Source organism: Paenibacillus sp. FSL M7-1455 (genome assembly GCF_038004655.1).
GTDB classification, from domain to species: domain Bacteria; phylum Bacillota; class Bacilli; order Paenibacillales; family Paenibacillaceae; genus Paenibacillus_AQ; species Paenibacillus_AQ cookii.
The window spans coordinates 5235690-5252423 of the sequence record NZ_JBBORO010000001.1; the positions used below are offsets into that span (position 1 = coordinate 5235690).

The 16734-nt window shown below is 53.6% G+C and carries 13 protein-coding genes and 1 pseudogene; 4 read left to right on the plus strand and 10 right to left on the minus strand.

What is annotated here, in order from left to right; all coding sequences use genetic code 11:
• Positions 1 to 174: 174 nt before the first annotated feature.
• Positions 175 to 1524 (plus strand): Nramp family divalent metal transporter, encoded by a 1350-nt coding sequence (locus tag NYE48_RS23970; protein ID WP_445324081.1) that lies wholly within the window; start codon positions 175 to 177, stop codon positions 1522 to 1524.
• 91 nt (positions 1525 to 1615) lie between these two features.
• Here the strand turns inward: NYE48_RS23970 and NYE48_RS23975 are convergent.
• The 3 genes and pseudogenes from NYE48_RS23975 to NYE48_RS23985 all read right to left on the minus strand — a co-directional run bounded on the left by NYE48_RS23975 (position 1616) and on the right by NYE48_RS23985 (position 3553).
• A pseudogene (locus NYE48_RS23975) lies at positions 1616 to 2475 on the minus strand (MFS transporter).
• A gap of 230 nt (positions 2476 to 2705) precedes the next feature.
• Entirely contained in the window at positions 2706 to 3017 is a 312-nt protein-coding gene (locus tag NYE48_RS23980) for an ArsR/SmtB family transcription factor (RefSeq protein WP_341000191.1), read from the minus strand.
• A gap of 59 nt (positions 3018 to 3076) precedes the next feature.
• Positions 3077 to 3553, minus strand: a complete 477-nt coding sequence (locus tag NYE48_RS23985; protein ID WP_036707363.1) for a MarR family winged helix-turn-helix transcriptional regulator — start codon at positions 3551 to 3553, stop codon at positions 3077 to 3079.
• Between the two features lie 183 nt (positions 3554 to 3736).
• Between NYE48_RS23985 and NYE48_RS23990 the strand changes: the two genes are divergently transcribed.
• Positions 3737 to 5011 (plus strand): serpin family protein, encoded by a 1275-nt coding sequence (locus NYE48_RS23990; protein WP_341000192.1) that lies wholly within the window; start codon positions 3737 to 3739, stop codon positions 5009 to 5011.
• Between the two features lie 353 nt (positions 5012 to 5364).
• Here NYE48_RS23990 and NYE48_RS23995 read toward each other — a convergent pair whose 3' ends face one another.
• The 3 genes from NYE48_RS23995 to NYE48_RS24005 form a co-directional block, all read right to left on the minus strand.
• Entirely contained in the window at positions 5365 to 7314 is a 1950-nt protein-coding gene (locus NYE48_RS23995; protein ID WP_341000193.1) for an ATP-dependent DNA helicase, read from the minus strand.
• A gap of 145 nt (positions 7315 to 7459) precedes the next feature.
• Entirely contained in the window at positions 7460 to 8335 is an 876-nt protein-coding gene (locus NYE48_RS24000) for a YwqG family protein (protein WP_341000194.1), read from the minus strand.
• Between the two features lie 239 nt (positions 8336 to 8574).
• Positions 8575 to 9513, minus strand: a complete 939-nt coding sequence (locus tag NYE48_RS24005; protein ID WP_341000195.1) for an AraC family transcriptional regulator — start codon at positions 9511 to 9513, stop codon at positions 8575 to 8577.
• 182 nt (positions 9514 to 9695) lie between these two features.
• On the opposite strand from NYE48_RS24005, the gene NYE48_RS24010 reads away from it, so the two are divergent.
• Together NYE48_RS24010 and NYE48_RS24015 are read left to right on the plus strand one after the other, a co-directional pair.
• Entirely contained in the window at positions 9696 to 10433 is a 738-nt protein-coding gene (locus NYE48_RS24010; RefSeq protein ID WP_036707357.1) for an SDR family oxidoreductase, read from the plus strand.
• A 510-nt stretch (positions 10434 to 10943) separates the two neighbouring features.
• Positions 10944 to 11600: a glycosyltransferase gene (locus tag NYE48_RS24015; RefSeq protein ID WP_341000196.1), complete on the plus strand. Its 657-nt coding sequence runs from the start codon at positions 10944 to 10946 to the stop codon at positions 11598 to 11600.
• 98 nt (positions 11601 to 11698) lie between these two features.
• Here NYE48_RS24015 and NYE48_RS24020 read toward each other — a convergent pair whose 3' ends face one another.
• The 4 genes from NYE48_RS24020 to NYE48_RS24035 form a co-directional block, all read right to left on the minus strand.
• Positions 11699 to 12283, minus strand: coding sequence for a hypothetical protein (locus NYE48_RS24020; protein ID WP_341000197.1), 585 nt, complete (start codon positions 12281 to 12283; stop codon positions 11699 to 11701).
• 146 nt (positions 12284 to 12429) lie between these two features.
• Complete coding sequence (locus tag NYE48_RS24025) at positions 12430 to 13581, minus strand: AI-2E family transporter (RefSeq protein WP_036707350.1); 1152 nt, start codon at positions 13579 to 13581, stop codon at positions 12430 to 12432.
• 3 nt (positions 13582 to 13584) lie between these two features.
• Complete coding sequence (locus NYE48_RS24030) at positions 13585 to 14895, minus strand: hemolysin family protein (protein ID WP_341000198.1); 1311 nt, start codon at positions 14893 to 14895, stop codon at positions 13585 to 13587.
• A gap of 332 nt (positions 14896 to 15227) precedes the next feature.
• Positions 15228 to 16727, minus strand: a complete 1500-nt coding sequence (locus NYE48_RS24035; protein ID WP_341000199.1) for a DHA2 family efflux MFS transporter permease subunit — start codon at positions 16725 to 16727, stop codon at positions 15228 to 15230.
• Positions 16728 to 16734 lie beyond the last annotated feature (7 nt).

Below are 16734 nucleotides of genomic sequence, written 5' to 3' on the forward strand. Positions count from 1 at the left end.
ACAAGGAGTCGGGTTTCAATCCACTGTTTTGCCTGCGGATCGCTTTGGAACATCCATGCACATAGAAAAGCGGTAGGTTCATATCTTACTTCGGAAAGGAGAGATTTTTTTTACATCAAAAGTTGTCCGGAGGCAAAATAATTTCCTGTAAGAAAGAAGGTTGTACACATGAACATGTCCGCACCACGCGTAAAGGAATCGCAGTCCGAGCAGGGCTGGCGCTCCAAGCGGGATGCCCCCAGCCTGCCCGAAGTTTACAAGTCGATGAAGGTGCCGACGAAAGGCAGCTTTTTTCGGAAGCTGCTCGCCTTTGTCGGTCCGGGATACCTCGTCGCGGTCGGGTACATGGATCCGGGAAACTGGGCTACCGATTTGGCGGGCGGAGCCATGTTCGGCTATACGCTGCTGTCGGTCATCCTCATCTCCAACCTGATGGCGATCGTGCTTCAATCGCTTTCCGCCCGGCTGGGCATTGCCACCGGAAGGGATCTGGCGCAGGCCTGCCGCGACCATTACAGCAAACCGGTCAATTTCGGCCTGTGGATACTGTGCGAGCTGGCGATCGCAGCCTGCGATTTGGCCGAAGTGATCGGCTCCGCCATCGCCCTTCAGCTCTTGTTCGGCATGCCGCTCATCTACGGCGTGCTGCTGACGGTGCTTGACGTCTTGCTCGTGCTTTTCCTGCAAAACAAAGGCTTTCGCTACATCGAAGCGATCGTCATCTCGCTCATCGCCATGATCATGCTTTGCTTCGTCGCCGAAATGGTGCTGTCGAGGCCCGATCTTGGCGGCGTGTTGTCCGGTTTCGTGCCCAAGGCGGAAATCGTCCAAAATCCGGCCATGCTGTACATTGCCCTCGGCATTTTGGGCGCGACGGTCATGCCGCATAACTTGTACCTCCATTCGTCGATCGTGCAGACGCGGAATTACGAGGATACGGTGCAGGGCAAAAAATCGGCGATCCGTTTCGCGACGATCGACTCGACCGTGGCGCTTATGCTGGCCCTGTTCGTGAATGCGGCGATCCTGATTTTATCCGCCGCCACGTTCCATGCGACGGGTCACACGGAAGTCGCCGAAATTCAGGATGCGTACCAGCTGCTGACGCCGCTGCTCGGCACCGGCATCGCCAGCGTGCTTTTTGCCGTCGCGCTGCTCGCTTCCGGCCAAAACTCCACCCTGACCGGGACGCTGGCCGGCCAGATCGTCATGGAGGGTTTTCTTAACATCCGGCTCAAACCTTGGATTCGCAGGCTTATTACCCGCGCCATCGCCGTCATTCCGGCCGTGCTGGTGATCGGGATCGTCGGCGAACAGGCAACCGGCAGCCTGTTGATCCTGAGCCAGGTCATCCTGTCCCTTCAGCTCTCTTTTGCCGTCATCCCGCTCGTCATGTTCACCTCGGACCGGAAGAAAATGGGCCCGCATGCCGCCCCCCGGTGGCTTCGACTGCTGTCCTGGTTCATCGCGATCCTCATCGCGGTGCTTAACATATATCTGTTGTACGGAACGTTTGCTTATTAACATAAAGATCGATCGCTTCGGCAAGAGCAAAGCTGCACCCGCTTCAAAACGGGTACAGCTTTTTTCCGGTTCATACCGGCGAGCCCCGGCGTTACATTTTATCGACGGACGCTACCGGCGTTTCCCGGGATACGCTGAATAATTTCACTTTAGCCGCGATCAAAACGAAAGCCAACGCCGCAAACAACATGCCGCTCCAAATGAGCTGCTGAATGCCGAAAGAGGAAATAAACCAGCCGCCCAAAGAAGAACCGAGCGTAATGCCCAGGTTGGAAAAAGAGACGAATAGGCTGTTGCCGAATTCGGGCGCCTCTTCCACCTCGCTCATGAGCCACGTCTGGCTTACGATCAGCCCGCCGGAGTGAATGATTCCCCACAAAAAAACGATCGGCAGCATCGGAAAAAATGAAGCGCCAAAATGCCGATGAACGCGACCAAATTGACGGCGGCCGCAAACCCAAAAGCCGTGTCCAGCGAAATTCGTTCCGCCAAATACGAGGTCAACGGTACGCCGAACGCAAAACCGACGGTGATGCCGGCAAAAACCTTCGTCGCCGCCTGTCCGCTTTTTTCCGGAGAAACCAGCTGCGAAGCCGTAACGAGCGCAATCGAAAAGAACACCGGATGGAAGATCGCCGGGATGATGCGGAATGCCATCAGCACTTCAAAACGGCTTGTCATGACGTAACAAACGTTGGAAACGGCAAACATCAATACCGCCAAACTTAAAATCATCTTGCGGTTCAAACCGGATGCAAGCAGCGTGGCAAAAGGACCCGAAACGGCGACGACCAGCGCAAAAACGCTGACCGCCAGCCCCGCATGCGCCGCGGAAACATGGAATTTCTCCGTCACCTGGGGCAAAACGCCGACGATTCCCATTTCGGTCGCAATGATGCCGAAAACGCCCAAAGACAACATCATGATCAGCATCGTTATTTTGTTCTTCATATGTCGTAATCCTCTCTCCTATCCTATCGTTTATAACTACACATCTGGATATATGGATATGTAATCCCAAAAAATAGCCTTGCCGTCTTCCTTTCATTTTTCTCTTTTCGCCCAAAAAGTTTTTCACTCAATACGTAACACCGCAATCCTCAGCCATTATACATCCAATTATCTAGATATGTAAATACGTATAGGCGTAAAAAAAGGAGTCTCCTCCTTTATTTACGGCACTACAATTCATTCCGGATATAATCGGCAAAAGCCTGAATGGTCTTTTCGTTGCGGCGGTAAAAGGTCCACTTGCCTACCCGCTCCATTTCGAGCAATCCGGCGTTTTGCATCATGAGCAAATAGCTGGAAATGACGGACTGGGCAAGCCCTGCCTTTTCCTGAATATCGCTGACGCAGGCGCCGATTCGCTGGGGCACTCCATGCTGAACGTAAGGCGTTTCGTCAAAATGCCGCTCCGGATGTTTTAACCACGTTAATATTTGACGGCGTGTTTCATTCGATAAAGCTTTTATGATTAGAGAGGGTTCCATGCGTTTTTCGGTCCTTTGGCATCATATTTTCAAACTTAATCTTTTCGCGAACGGGTACTTTACCAGGAAGGCCGCAGTTTTTTCGGCGCATCCCCTTCGCTAACGCTCTCGATGATCCGTTTCAAATCGGAACGCATCATTTGCAGGCGGTCATTCCCGATGATGGCTCCCCACCGGCTTTCAATGGTGCTGTAGATGCTTTCTTTGGCCTTCATCAGCGCCTGGCCGCGCTCCGTGAGCACCACCAGCTTGCCTCTGCCGTCCGAAGGATGCGGTTTTCTGACGACGTAGCCGCGCTCCTCCAGGTAATCCAGCATCTGGCTCACCGCCTGCTTGGAAATACCCAAAAGCTCAACCAGCGTTTTCGCCGTGGCCCCGTCCGGAATCAGCCCTTGAAACAAAAAACCGTGCATGGGCCGGAAATCTCCGAATCCAAGCTCGTTCAGCCGCTCATGCAGTTCCTCGTTCAACGCGCTGAATCCGAGCGAAAACAATGATGCCAAATCCTCTTGGTGTCGACGGGGTGTTTTGGGCATAAGTAGCACAACTCCTTGTTAGGTGTAAAAGTTAAAAATTGGTCAGTTTAATTGACTTCATATTCATTATACCGCCCCGGATCAAGCAGAATCAAATCGGGATAGGATTTTCGAGGCGCAACTTCCTAAGTTCTGGAAGCGTCTATGAATATCATGTGAACACGGAAGGCAGGTTAAACCGCAATGGTTCGGAAAAAAGGCTCGCTCCTTCTTATGCTTTGCGCTTCGCTGCTGCTGACGGCGTCCTGTGACGGCCGGCAGCCGAATTCCCCGGAATCGTCGAAAAAGCAGGCGCAGGTCCTCTCCCTCGCCGAAAGGCAGCAGGTCGCCGAAAAACTCCATCCGGACATGGTCCGCGCGCAAAATCGTTTCGGGCTGCGTCTTCACGAAGAGCTCGCGAAGACGGCAAAGCCGGGGGGGAATACCCTATTGTCTCCCTATAGTATTTTTATCGCATTAGCGTTAGCCTATCAGGGCAGCGGCGGAAACACCGCAGAAGAAATGGCGCGGATGCTCGGAATCGAAACCATCGGCAAGGAGCAGGCGAACGCCTCGGTCCGGACGCTGTACACGCTTCTTGGGGATGCGGGGTCGGGCGTCCGGCTGAATTCCGCCAATTCGGTCTGGTACCGCAAGGGCATGGAGATCAAAGACTCTTTTATTCTCACGGCAAAAGACAGCTACCATGCCGACGTTCAAGCCGTTGACTTTACCGAAAAGGGAACGGTAAAAAAGATCAACGATTGGGTAAGCCGGCATACGCGCGGTAAAATCCCGGGAGTTCTCGATCAAGCTCCCACCCCGGATACGCTGGCGATTCTGCTGAATACCGTCTACTTTAACGGCGCCTGGCAAAGTCCATTCGATCCGAAGGACACCCAAGACGGCAAGTTTACGCTAGGCGACCAAACGACCAAACAAGTGCCGATGATGAGGCGGTCCGGTATGTTCGAATACAAGCAAACGCCCGAAGCTCAGGCAATTCGCCTGCCTTATGGGGACGGTCGGCTGAACATGCTGATCGTGCTTCCCGCAGGCGGGCATTCGCTCGCCGATGTCATGAACACCATCCGCAAGGCCCCGTCCATATGGCAAGCCCGGTTCGATCATGCCTCCGGCGAAATCCGGCTCCCCCGCTTCAAAGCCGAATCGTCGCTGGAGTTAAGAGAGGCGCTGATCGCGATGGGCATGAAGCAGGCGTTTGATCCGGCGGCCGCCGATTTCACGGCCATGACTGGCGCGAAGCCGCTTTTTGTATCTTCGGTGCTGCATAAGATGGTGCTTGACGTAAACGAGGAAGGCACGGAAGCCGCTGCCGTCACCGAAATGGCCATGGCAGGTTCGGCTCCGCCGGCGGGCCGGTTCGAGATGAACGTGGACCATCCTTTTTTCTTCTGCATCGAAGACGGCCAAACCGGGCTTTGGCTGTTCATGGGGACGGTTGAAAATCCGGCGTAAAACAGAACATAACCAACGTTCAACTTATCATCGAGTGCAAATACGGAGTTACAGTAATGGCTCCGCCGGACGCTTCCATAACAAAAAGCCGCGCATTTAGCGCGGCTTCAGAGTGTCGAGAAAGTCCAACGGACTTTTCGACACTCTATTTTTTATATGGGGAATCATATCTTTTAAAATAAAAATCGATTTAAAGCGCTCTGAGAACCCTACTTCAGTGACCGACGAGGCAATTTTAAACCCCCTGCAAAAAAACAGGGGGTTTCTCGACAGCCTGAAGCCGCGCATTTAGCGCGGCTTTTGCCGATTCTACGATGTATTTTTTCAGCTGCATCCGCAAGCCATGGCAACATTTAAAGCTGCTCCCGAAGCTCCACGCCTTCCGGCAGCACGGACAGCACCTTATCTTTGACCTCGGGATTCGTCCGCAGCTCTTCGCCCAGCAGCACGGCGATCCCCCGGTCGTCCCGGGAACGGATCAGCCGCCCGATGCCTTGGCGGAGACGGAGCAGCATATACGGCAGGTCCACTTCGTTGAACGGGTCGGCGGCGGCCTTCCGTTTGGCGATAAACACCGGATCATGCGGCGGGAACGGCAGCGACCAGATGATGACGTTCGACAGCGACGGCCCCGGCACATCGAGGCCTTCCCATAGGCTGACCGCGCACAGAACGCTTTCTTCTTCGCGCTGGAAGGACGAAATCAGGTGGCTGATTTCCCCGTCCCCTTCAAAGTAAAACGGTATTCCCGCCAGCAAAGGCTCGTCCTTCGCTGCTTGCTTGAACTGCCGCAGCTCCTCCCGCGTACGGAACAGGATCAGCGCCCTGCCGCCGCTTTCCTGCAGCAGCCGTACCGCTTCCTTCATTTTGCCTTCAAAGCCTTCCGCAAGATTCCATGCCGGGGCCAGCACTTCCATCTGCTCCGGATACGCGTACGGCGAAGCGACCGAAAAAGACAGGAAGCTTTCGATGCCGAGGCTGTCCGCCAGGTAACGGAACGAACCGTCCACCGACATGGTCGCCGACGAAAACACGATCGGCATGCGCAGGCCGAAGACATGCGTCTTCAGCACATCCTTGACCGTTCCCGGCATAATGGAAAGCGTAAGTCCTTCGGGGCTGTCCTCTACCCAGCAAATCAGCGCTTCGGAACGCTCGAACAGCATCAGCGCCTGCTGCATCATATCCAAATGCTCCTCCACGATGCGGAGCTGATATTCGTCCAGCGTGTACAGCTCGCCTTCGAATACCAGCTCTTCTTCAATCGCCGTCAGCAGCCCCCGGAACCGGTGCACTTCGCCGAGCAGCTCGTCCGTCAGCAGGATTTCTTTGCGGTCCGACCCGGGAATCGGGCGGCTGTTTCGCCCGAACAAGGCAAACATCGCTTCGCTTTGCACGATGGCGTCGTCGATCAGGACGGCCAGCGATTCGCGGATTTCGTTTTGCAGCAGGCGCGTAATCAGGTCCTCGAAGACCGTATGCTTCATTTTGTAGCCAAGCGCCTTCATGGCCGCCGACTCCAGCAAATGCCCCTCGTCCAAAACGACGGAGGAATGTTCCGGAAGCAGCGGCAGCTGTCCCTCCCGTTTGCGGCCGTCGTACGTCCACACATGCTCCAGGTAATAGTCATGCGAGCAGATGATCACGTCGGCGGCGCGGCGGTAATGGTCCCGCGACAAAGTCTGCCCGCAGCGGTGGCGGCGGTCGCAGGTGAAGCAGTCCTGGAAGGGATCCCAGCTGATTTTCTTCCACTCCTCGTCGCCAAGCTGCGGATAGTCCCGCCGGTCGCCGTAGGCGTGGAAGGTTTGCATCGGCGCAGAAGAATACACGAAATCCGGCAAACCGGCCGCGATGTCTTCCCAGACCATCTCTTCATCGCCTTGAATCCGCGCCTGATCCAGCTTTTTGAGGCAAAGATATTGATCCGGCGACTTGCCGAGCCGCGCGTCGATCACGAGATCCAAATGGCGGGCCAGCTTGGCGATATCGCCCTCCGGCTTGACCAACTGCTCGATCAAGGACTCGTCCGCGCAGGCGATGACCGCCGGCTTCCGCGTATAACGCGCGTAACACACGGCATACAAAAGATACACCAACGTTTTGCCCGTGCCGACGCCGGCTTCGGCAAAAATCGTTTTTTTCTCGGCAAACGCCTTTTCCAGTTGAAAGGCCATGTAAATCTGTTCGTCCCGGACTTCAAAGCCCGCTTCGGGCAGCAACTCATAAAATACATCCGCCACCCAATCCGACGCCTGCTGGATAAAAGGCCGGGAAGGATCATATGCAAATGGGTACCGTTCCACGTTCGAATAACCTCAGCTTTCCAATCAAAATCGTTCTACCGCTCATTTTTATAACGAACATCCCATTATCACATGCTCCATGCGCAATTACAATGGGGTGGCGGGAAATGCCTTGAAAAGCAATATCGGCCAACTCCTTCTTTAACTATGTACACTGCATCTCGCAAACCACCCGGTCAAAGCGCAGCGCCGCAAGATCGTCCTCATGAATCCAAAAATAAATCCGGCCGACGTCCCCCCACATCATTCCCGTCTTGTCCTCCTCGGAATCGATTTGCAGCAGCAAACGCCATTTTACGGCCGAATTCACGATCTGCTTGCGTTTTTCGGAATTCGCCATGTCATCCCAGCCGTACGCGCCGCGGGCTATCTCACAGCCGACTTGCATATCCCCTTGAATTTGATCCGGATGTCCCATCAGACGGTTCATATAGCCATCCTTCCCCCATGCCCGTTCAAACTCCGGCAAAAATACCTCCCAGTATTGATCAAAATGCTCACGGTTGCCGCTCCAGCCCAGGTCCAAGCTTTCCAGGAAGGCGGATTCCGAATCCGGGACAGATAGGGAAGATTCAAACGAAATACGGTTGGATTTCATCGTCGAAGCCTCTTTCAAACTAACAGGGATATTTCTGCGCGAAATTTGATCAAGCCGTTCGGCTTCGAAATAGAGGACACGGCAAGTATTTGGGTCGCCATAAAAGTCCTCATCGTCGAACATCGGCTCAACGGCATAGAAAAAAGATAGAAGGCCGCTCTCCGGAAGAGACAGATCCCGGGGACATTCCGCCAGGTTGATTTGGGCGATAAAGGTCATTTCGTAGTCCTTCCACGTCGGCCATTCCACATCTTCAGGCAGATCCGGACGACCGCCGACTTTGCTGCTCCCAACAGGGATCGAAGAATCATGCGCAGGCTGCAAATTCAGATATGCCGTCGGATAAATCCACCTGGCGATAGCCTGCTTGTAGGCTCCCAGCCCTGCCTGTTCTAACATTTGAATGATCTCTTCAATAGCCATTTTTTTAGACTCCTTTACAAGCGGTAGTTGGTATAGATCCCCCCGGCCATGTTAAAGACAGAGTTTTGTGTCGTATGCCGGATGACGATTTTTCACCACTTAAGGTTCATCAAGCATAGCGAGTTTCACTGGTGTATTAATGTTTGTTAAGCATGAAAAAGCCCCCTTGCGCTAGCCAGTTTTCTTTTTTCGCCTGTCTACCATAACGGGAGCATATCAAAAATCTTTTTATCCGATTTTCAATGGGCAATCCTTTTGCCGTCGGCGGCCAAGCCGTGAAGTTCCTGAACGTCCCGTGCCGGCGGCTTTCCGTACATCCGGGCGTATTCCCGGCTGAATTGGGACGGGCTTTCGTAGCCGACCTGAAACGCCGCATCGGAGGCTTGCATCGATTCCGTCAGCATTAACCGCCGGGCTTCCTGCAAACGCACCGTTTTCTGGTATTGCAGCGGACTCATCGCCGTGACGCGCTTGAAATGCTTATGGAACGCCGACACGCTCATGTTCACGGTCTTTGCAAGCTGCTCAACCGCCAGCGGGTGGTCATATTCCCGATTGATCAACCGGATGGCTTGGGCGATGTTGTAGCCATGGCTGCCGCTGATCGCAAATTGGCAAAGAAGCTCGGCTTGCTCGCCCTGAAGCATGCGGTACAGCACTTCGCGGATGGCAAGCGGCGCCAGCACCGGAATGTCCTCAGGCGCGTCAAGCAGCTGCACCAGCCGCACGAGGACTTCGAGAAGCGCGGGAGACGTTTGGTTCACGGCGATCCCGCGGGCGGCTTCCGCGGGCGCGGGAGCGGTGCGGTTCGCCTTTTCCATGATCTCCAGGATGACGTCGATATCGAAGCCGAGCTTCAAACTTAAATAGGGAATCTCGGGCGAAGCCTCGACAATTCGGCCCATAATCGGCAATTCGACGGAAGTGACCAGGTAAGTCGAAGGATCGTACCGGTAGGATTCCTCTGCCAGCGCGGCTACTTTAGCCCCCTGCGCCACAACGCAAATGGATGGCTTGTAGATGGATTCCAGCGGTTCCGACAAGCGTGTAGCATGCATCAGCGTCAACGAAGGGATCTCGGTCCGATGAATCCCTCCCTCCGGAGCATGGCGGCGTATTAAAAGCGCCAGTTGCTTCAAAGCATGTTCCAGGCGCTGCGGTTCATCCGTTTTGTCCATAGAGGCCGTTCCCCTTTCCAGGCAGGATGTTACATCTATTATATGGAGACGGAAGAGAATTAGGCAAGGATCGGACAGAAATGATCTAACGGCAAGGCAGCGATCCTTCCTATAATGAATTGGCAAGGTCGAATTCGGCGAACGACCGATCGGCCCATATCGGATGAAGGAGTGGAGAAGAAATGAGTTTGAATGGAAAAGTTGCACTGGTGACCGGAGCGTCGCGGGGGATCGGACGGCAAGTAGCCCTTCAATTGGCGAAAGCGGGAGCAAAGGTGGTTGTCAATTATTCTTCGAGCCGGGACAAAGCGGACGAGGTTGTCAAGACGATTGAGCAATTTGGCGGCCAAGCGGCGGCCATCCGGGCCGACGTGAGCAAGGTGGCCGAAGTCGAAGCCTTGTTCTCGGAAACGTTGGAGCGGTTCGGACGCGTGGACATTTTGATCAACAATGCAGGGGTTATGGCAAACGTTACGATCTCGGACGTGACGGAAGAGATCTTCGACCAGCATTTCGCGCTCAACGTCAAAGGTACGTATTTCGCTTGTCAGCAAGCGATGAAACATATGGCGCCGGGCGGAACAATCATTAACTTCTCGACGTCCATTGCGGGTGCAATGCTCCAGACGTACAGTCTATATGCCGCAACAAAAGGCGCGGTTGAGCAGCTGACACGGCAATTGGCCAAGGAATTCGGTCCCCGGGACATCACCATCAACTGCATCGCGCCCGGGCAAGTCGCGACCGAGCTGTTTCTGAACGGCAAATCGCCGGAGCTGGTCGATTCGTACCGCCGAATGAACGCGTTCGGACGGCTTGGCGAACCGGAGGACATTGCGAATGCCGTCGAGCTGTTCGTCAGCGATCAAGCCCGTTGGATTACGGGACAGACGATTCGCGTCAACGGCGGGTTCAATTGAATTCCCTGCGGCAAAAATCCCTTCGATCATGCGAAGGGATTTTTGCGCCTTCTGAAGTCGGCCAAACCGGCTATTCTCTAAAGACAAAATGTTTTGGTTTGTGGTAACCCGTGAGTAATCTGTCGCACATTCAGTCCCCCAACGTTTTTATCAGCAAAAGTTCATCGTCGACGACATAACCGCTATGTTCATACGTGCAAATTGCGGCGACATTGCCTTTCCCTGTCAGTACCTTAATCTCTTTTACCCCGCGCTTACCGATGTTTCCCTCATCGATAACGCTGGTTTGTTCAATTTTTAAGCGCCGCAAACGATGAGTTGACTGCGAACCCAATCAAAAATAAAATGGCTCCAAGGAGCGTGATCTTATTGCCAACCAAAAGGCTGAACGTGAGAATTCCCCGAATAAGCTGCTCATCATATCAACCGCAACCAGCCGCTGCATAAAATCGGAAAATCCACCCATAATAAGACAGCCTGTTTTATCCAAAGCACAGAGGAGCAGATAAAGTGAAAAACAAATGGTTACTGGCGCTGCCGTTAACTTTGGCGCTTTTGTTTAACATGACTCCGCAGGCATTTGCGCAAGCGAAGGCGGCAGAGGAAAAGAATCTGGATAAGACCTGCCTAAGTCCGAAAATGGTCCAGTTGAAAACCGATATGCAGAAGGTCTGGATTGACCGTACGATATGGACCCGCAGCTATATTGTCAGCGCCATTTCCAATCGCCCGGATCAAAAGGACGTGTTGGACCGGCTGTTGCGGAACCAGCAGGATATAGGCAATGTGATCAAACCTTATTATGGAGAAGCCGCCGGCAATAAGCTGGCCGATCTTCTGAGAGAGCATATTCTGATCGCAGGAAAAATTGTCGATGCGGCCAAAGCGGGCAATCAGGCGGATGTGCAAAGGTTGGAGGCGGACTGGCATCGGAACGCCGACGATATCGCCAAATTTTTAAGCGCGGCGAATCCGAACTGGCCGTTTAAAACGCTGCAGGACATGCTGTATACCCACCTTCAGTTGATTACGGAAATCGTCCTCGACTGTCTCAAAGGGGACTGGAAAGCCGATATTGCGGCAACCGACAAAAACGAGATCCATATGATTCATTTGGCGGACATCCTGACGGAAGGCATTGTCAAACAATTCCCCGGAAAATTTTAAATAGATGCGATCGACGCTGCAAAGCTGACCGGCTTTTTATAATCACCCGATGGGGTGGCTATAGAAAGCTTTTTTATTGCCAACCGGCTGCAGACGGATTATTTCTTGGCGTCTTCCTCCTTGGCATACCCGAAAAACGTCATCTGTCCAGCTTCGTTCTCATGAATGTTATAAGGATGGATCTGATCGGAATGCCTGCGAACGAATTTCCCCTCGTCCACCGGATAGATTTCGATGTGGAGATTGCCGGCGAACCTCGTAAAGTATAACTTGCCGTGAATGAGTTCCACTTGGATTTTATCTTTGAAGTATGTACCGCAATACTGCTTAAGCTTGTTTTCGCCCATGAAGAATTCTTCGGGTTTGCCGGGAACGCCGACTTCAACGCCATGCAGAATATCCGAAACGGCATTGCCTAATCTATACTGATTCATCGCTTCGTTATTCGAAAGAATGATAATGCAAATATCTTCTTCAAAATAATGCTGCACAAAAGCACTTACGCCAAGGTGATCTCCCCCATGGGAATGACGGTCCGTTCCGTACATTTGATGATGTTCCAGCCCATAACAATAGTTGTTTTTGTTCACATTAAAAAACCTGGCATACGTCTTCTGCGACAGCATTTTCCGGTCCCGCAAGCAGGCATGCCATTGGGTTAAATCTTCGTTTGCACCTGCCACACTCCCCCTGATCGGCTTTTTAATTCCTCTAAATGATATCATTTGCGAGCTAATAGATATACCTCAATCCCCACTGCTTCTCCTGCCTAATAGCTCCCTTATGAAACACAAAAAAATCCGCAGGACATGCCTGCGGATTTTAGCGTTTATGATTGCTCCGGCTTCACCGGTTCGTATAAACCGGAGCGGACTTTAAACCACCGGTAGATGTGGGAAACGACGACCTTCAACACGGCGTACCCCGGCACGGCCAGCAAAACGCCGACGATGCCGAACAGGTTGCCGCTCGTCAAGATGACGAAAATGATCGTAATCGGGTGGATTTTCAGCGTCTTGCCCATCACCTGCGGCGAAATGAACTTGCCTTCGATCAGCTGCACCACCGTCCAAACGATGATCATTTTCAGCAGCATCATCGGGGACGTAACCGCGGCGACGATCAGCGCGGGCGTAATCGCGATGGCCGGCCCCAAATACGGCACGACGCTGGTGAAGGCGGCGATGACGGCCAAAATGAGCGAATATTTCAGCCCGATAATAATATAGCCGATGAACAACAGCACGCCGATGCAGAAGCTGACGATGATCTGCCCGCGAATGTAGGAGCTGATCTGATGGTTCATCTCGTTCATGACGCGGCTTGTTTCCCCGCGCAGCTTGGTAGGGACGAAGCCGAGGATGAAACCCGGCAGCTTCTTCCCGTCCTTCAGCAAATAGAACAGGATGAACGGCACCGTCACGATGGCCAGCACCACTTCAATGATATTGCCGAGAACCCCGCCGATCCCCGTCCACGTTTTGTTCAGGAAGGTCGATGCTTTTTCGGAAACGGTGCGAATCATTTCCTGCGGGTCGAAATTGATGGACTCCTGGATTTGATTGATCAATTTGCTGCCCATCAGATGTTCGACTTGCACCCGGATCATCTCGCTGTATGCCGGAAAGTTCGTGACCAGGTCCATGATTTGCTGCCGGATGACCGGAATGACAAGCGTCAGCAGCACCGCAATGATGCCGATGATGAGCACGTACAGCAGCAATATGGACTGCAGCCGCCCCACCTTGTGCCGCTCAAGAAAATCGACGATCGGATTCAGCAGATAATACACAATCCCCGTGAGGATAATGGGCAAAATGACGGTTTTCAACAGAACGGCCACCGGATGGAAGATAAACGATATTTTGCTGAGCACCATAATATTGAGGCCGATCAGGAGCAGCACCAGCAAAAACAATACGAAACGGTTGTTCAGAAAAAACTTTTTAAAGCGGCTCGCCCAATTCACGGAGTTGTCCATCTTTTATTCCTCGCTTTGCGTTTCCTTAATAATTTCCAGCTTGCAGAAACGGTTGTTCTCCCGTTCCAGCAGCTTGAACGTCACCCCTTCATGCTCGAAGGACTCGTTTTCTTCCATTTCATTGCTCTGGCTGTACAGCCAGCCGCCGATCGTATCCCATTCCTTCGTGTCCAGTTCGAGATGGAAGTAGTCGTTGATTTGGGAAACAGAGACCATGCCGTCAACGATCAGGTGGTTTTTCTCCACTTCCTGAACTTCTTCTTCTTCGTCCGCATCAAATTCGTCGCGGATCTCGCCCACGATTTCCTCGATGATATCCTCGATCGTCACGAGCCCGGACGTGCCGCCGTATTCGTCGATCAAAATCGCCATATGCGTGCCCTCCTTCTGCATCCGCTGCAGGAGCACGCTGACCGGCGTCACTTCCGACACGGCCATGACCGGATGAATCAACGTGGACACGTCGACGTTAGGGTCATCCTCGTAGGCAAGGAAAAATTGCTTCGTATTGATGATGCCGATGACGTTGTCTTTGCTGCCGTCGATCAGCGGGAAACGGGTGTACTGCTGATGTTTGATGATTTCCACGTTTTCGCTGCGCGGCTTGTTTTTGTCGAGACAGACCATATCGGTCCGCGGCACCATAATTTCCTTGGCCAGCATATTGTCAAACGCAAAGATCCGGCTTACGTATCCGAATTCGTTGTCGTTGATTTTTCCGCTTTCGTAACTTTCATTCAAGATGATTTGCAGTTCTTCTTCGGTATGGGCTTCCTCATGCTCCGAAGCCGGCTTGACGCCGAACAAACGGACAAGCTGATTGGCCGAACCGTTAAGCAGCCAGATAAACGGGTACATGATTTTCTTAAACCAGATAATGGGGGCCGAGAACCAGAGCGCAATGGTTTCCGCTTTGCGGATCGCCACCGTTTTCGGCGCCAGTTCGCCGATGACCACATGAAGGTACGTAATGACGACAAAAGCGATCAGGAGGGACAAGAAAGAACTTAACCCTTCGGAAACATTCCATTTTTCAAACAGCGGATGCAAAATTTTCTCCACCGTCGGCTCTCCGAGAAAGCCCAGCACAAGCGACGTAATCGTAATTCCGAGCTGGCAGGCCGATAAATAGCCGTCCAGGTCTCCAAGCACCTTTTTCACGGCATTCGCGCCTTTGCGCCCTTCGGCGATCAGCTGGTCCACGCGGCTGGCGCGGACGCGGATCACCGCAAATTCCACTGCTACGAAAAAGGCCGACAATCCAATCATGAGTGCAACCAAAACCAAATTTAATACATACCTGTCACTGTCCATGTAAAGCTCATCTTCTCCTTTGCAAAATAAGATTAATCAATCTATATAAAATGCTAATACGATAATTCAGCTGCTAAGGTTTCAACTGCAGCCTAAAAAATTTTTGCCTGTTTCCTCCAAAAAGAAAACGTCTATCTTACATCATATCCTGAATGGGCGCGAACATTCCACTTTCTGCGATATGCCGCCGCATGCCGGACGTTCAAAGCTCTTGCGCGCGAATCCGAAGATTCCCGCCGGCGTATCGTTATGGAGGAAAAGAGCCCGAAGCCGGATTCATGCAAGCAAACAGGCTTCAGGCTCTATGCGGCATTAGGGCGCGGCTGTCCGAATCAGTGTCCGATCATGAGCGACGGATCCGGCTTGCCTTCGCCTTCCGGCCCCGACCCCACGATCATTTCCTTCGGTTTGCGCAAAATGAGGCAAAGCGCGACGCCTGCGACGGCCATCCAGGCCGACAGCAAAAAGACGTCGTCGAAGCCAAGCACCGTGGCCTCCAGCGGGTTGCCTCCTTTTCCGGCCGCTCCGACATGATGGTTGATGCGGCTCGTCATATATCCGGTCATGCCGGCTACGGCAAAGGACACGACCACCTGCTGCAGCGCCGACGTAAGCGGCGTCACGCGGTTCACCCACTGGCGGGGCGCCGCATTCAGCACATGCGTGTTCAGCGGCATCATCGACAAGCCCATGCCGAAGCCCATGGCCCCAAGCAGCGGCATGATGACGTAAAGCGACGTGTCGGCATGGATTCCGCTCAGCAAAAACAAGGATACGGCAATGATGACGAGTCCGACGAAGGAGACCGGACGGGCGCCGTATTGATCGAAAAATTTGCCGCCGATCGGCATCGCAATGGCGGAGCAAAGCGCCTGCGGCAGCAGGATCAGGCCGGTCTCCAGCGGCGTAAATTGGCGGATGGTTTGCAGGTACAGCGGCACGAACAGCATGCAGCCGAACAGCGAGGCCTGCATGATCCACGTCAAAATGATCCCGCGCGTAAAATCCGACGAGCGGAATACCCGCAGCTCGAGCAGCGGATTTTTATGAAGCAGCTCCACGATGATGAACAACACCAAAGCCACGCCGCCAATCGCGAGGCCAAGCTCGGCTCCGCGCGAGGTCCAGGATACGCTCCCGCCCTCGTTGACGCCGTAGGCCAGCATCGCAAACGCGATCGGCGCCAGAAGAATGCCCAGCAGATCCAGCTGCTTCGGCGCGAAGCGGTCCGCCTTCGGCAAATAAGCGATGCCGAGAATGACGGCAACGACGCCGATCGGCACGTTGATCAGGAAGATCCAGCGCCAGTTGGCGTATTCCACGAGCCATCCGGACAATACCGGTCCGAGGGCCGGGGCCAGCAGCATCGGCACCCCGAGCATCCCCATGATCGCGCCCCGGCGTTCCGGCGGCGCCAGCTTGAACACCATCGCCATCCCGATCGGCGCGACCATGCCGCCCCCGAACCCCTGAATGACGCGGTAGATGATCAGCTGCGTTGCATTTTGGGCGATCGAACACAAAGCCGATCCCAGCACGAACAAGACGACCGTCGTGACGAAAACCTGCTTTGCCCCAAAGCGGTCGGTCATCCAGCCGGCAAGGGGAATGACGGCCGAAAGCGCCAGCGTGTAGCCGGTTATGGCCCACTGGATCGTTTTTAGATCGGAATTGAAAAAGTCTACCAGGTTCGGAACGGCGACATTCACGACCGTACCGTCCAAAATAACCATAATCATCCCGACGATGATCGCCAAAAGAGGCGGAAGGATCGCCTTGAGCGAAAAAGGCGCCTCTTCGGCGGCAGTATGGCCCGACAGCGGTTTAGACATAGGTTTC

Coding starts and splice junctions, on each gene's coding strand:
- NYE48_RS23970 (WP_445324081.1), top strand. CDS start 175: ATGTCCGCACCACGCGTAAAGGAATCGCAGTCCGAGCAGGGCTGGCGC.
- NYE48_RS23980 (WP_341000191.1), bottom strand. CDS start 3,017: ATGGAACCCTCTCTAATCATAAAAGCTTTATCGAATGAAACACGCCGT.
- NYE48_RS23985 (WP_036707363.1), bottom strand. CDS start 3,553: ATGCCCAAAACACCCCGTCGACACCAAGAGGATTTGGCATCATTGTTT.
- NYE48_RS23990 (WP_341000192.1), top strand. CDS start 3,737: ATGGTTCGGAAAAAAGGCTCGCTCCTTCTTATGCTTTGCGCTTCGCTG.
- NYE48_RS24000 (WP_341000194.1), bottom strand. CDS start 8,335: ATGGCTATTGAAGAGATCATTCAAATGTTAGAACAGGCAGGGCTGGGA.
- NYE48_RS24005 (WP_341000195.1), bottom strand. CDS start 9,513: ATGGACAAAACGGATGAACCGCAGCGCCTGGAACATGCTTTGAAGCAA.
- NYE48_RS24010 (WP_036707357.1), top strand. CDS start 9,696: ATGAGTTTGAATGGAAAAGTTGCACTGGTGACCGGAGCGTCGCGGGGG.
- NYE48_RS24025 (WP_036707350.1), bottom strand. CDS start 13,581: ATGGACAACTCCGTGAATTGGGCGAGCCGCTTTAAAAAGTTTTTTCTG.
- NYE48_RS24030 (WP_341000198.1), bottom strand. CDS start 14,895: ATGGACAGTGACAGGTATGTATTAAATTTGGTTTTGGTTGCACTCATG.
- NYE48_RS24035 (WP_341000199.1), bottom strand. CDS start 16,727: ATGTCTAAACCGCTGTCGGGCCATACTGCCGCCGAAGAGGCGCCTTTT.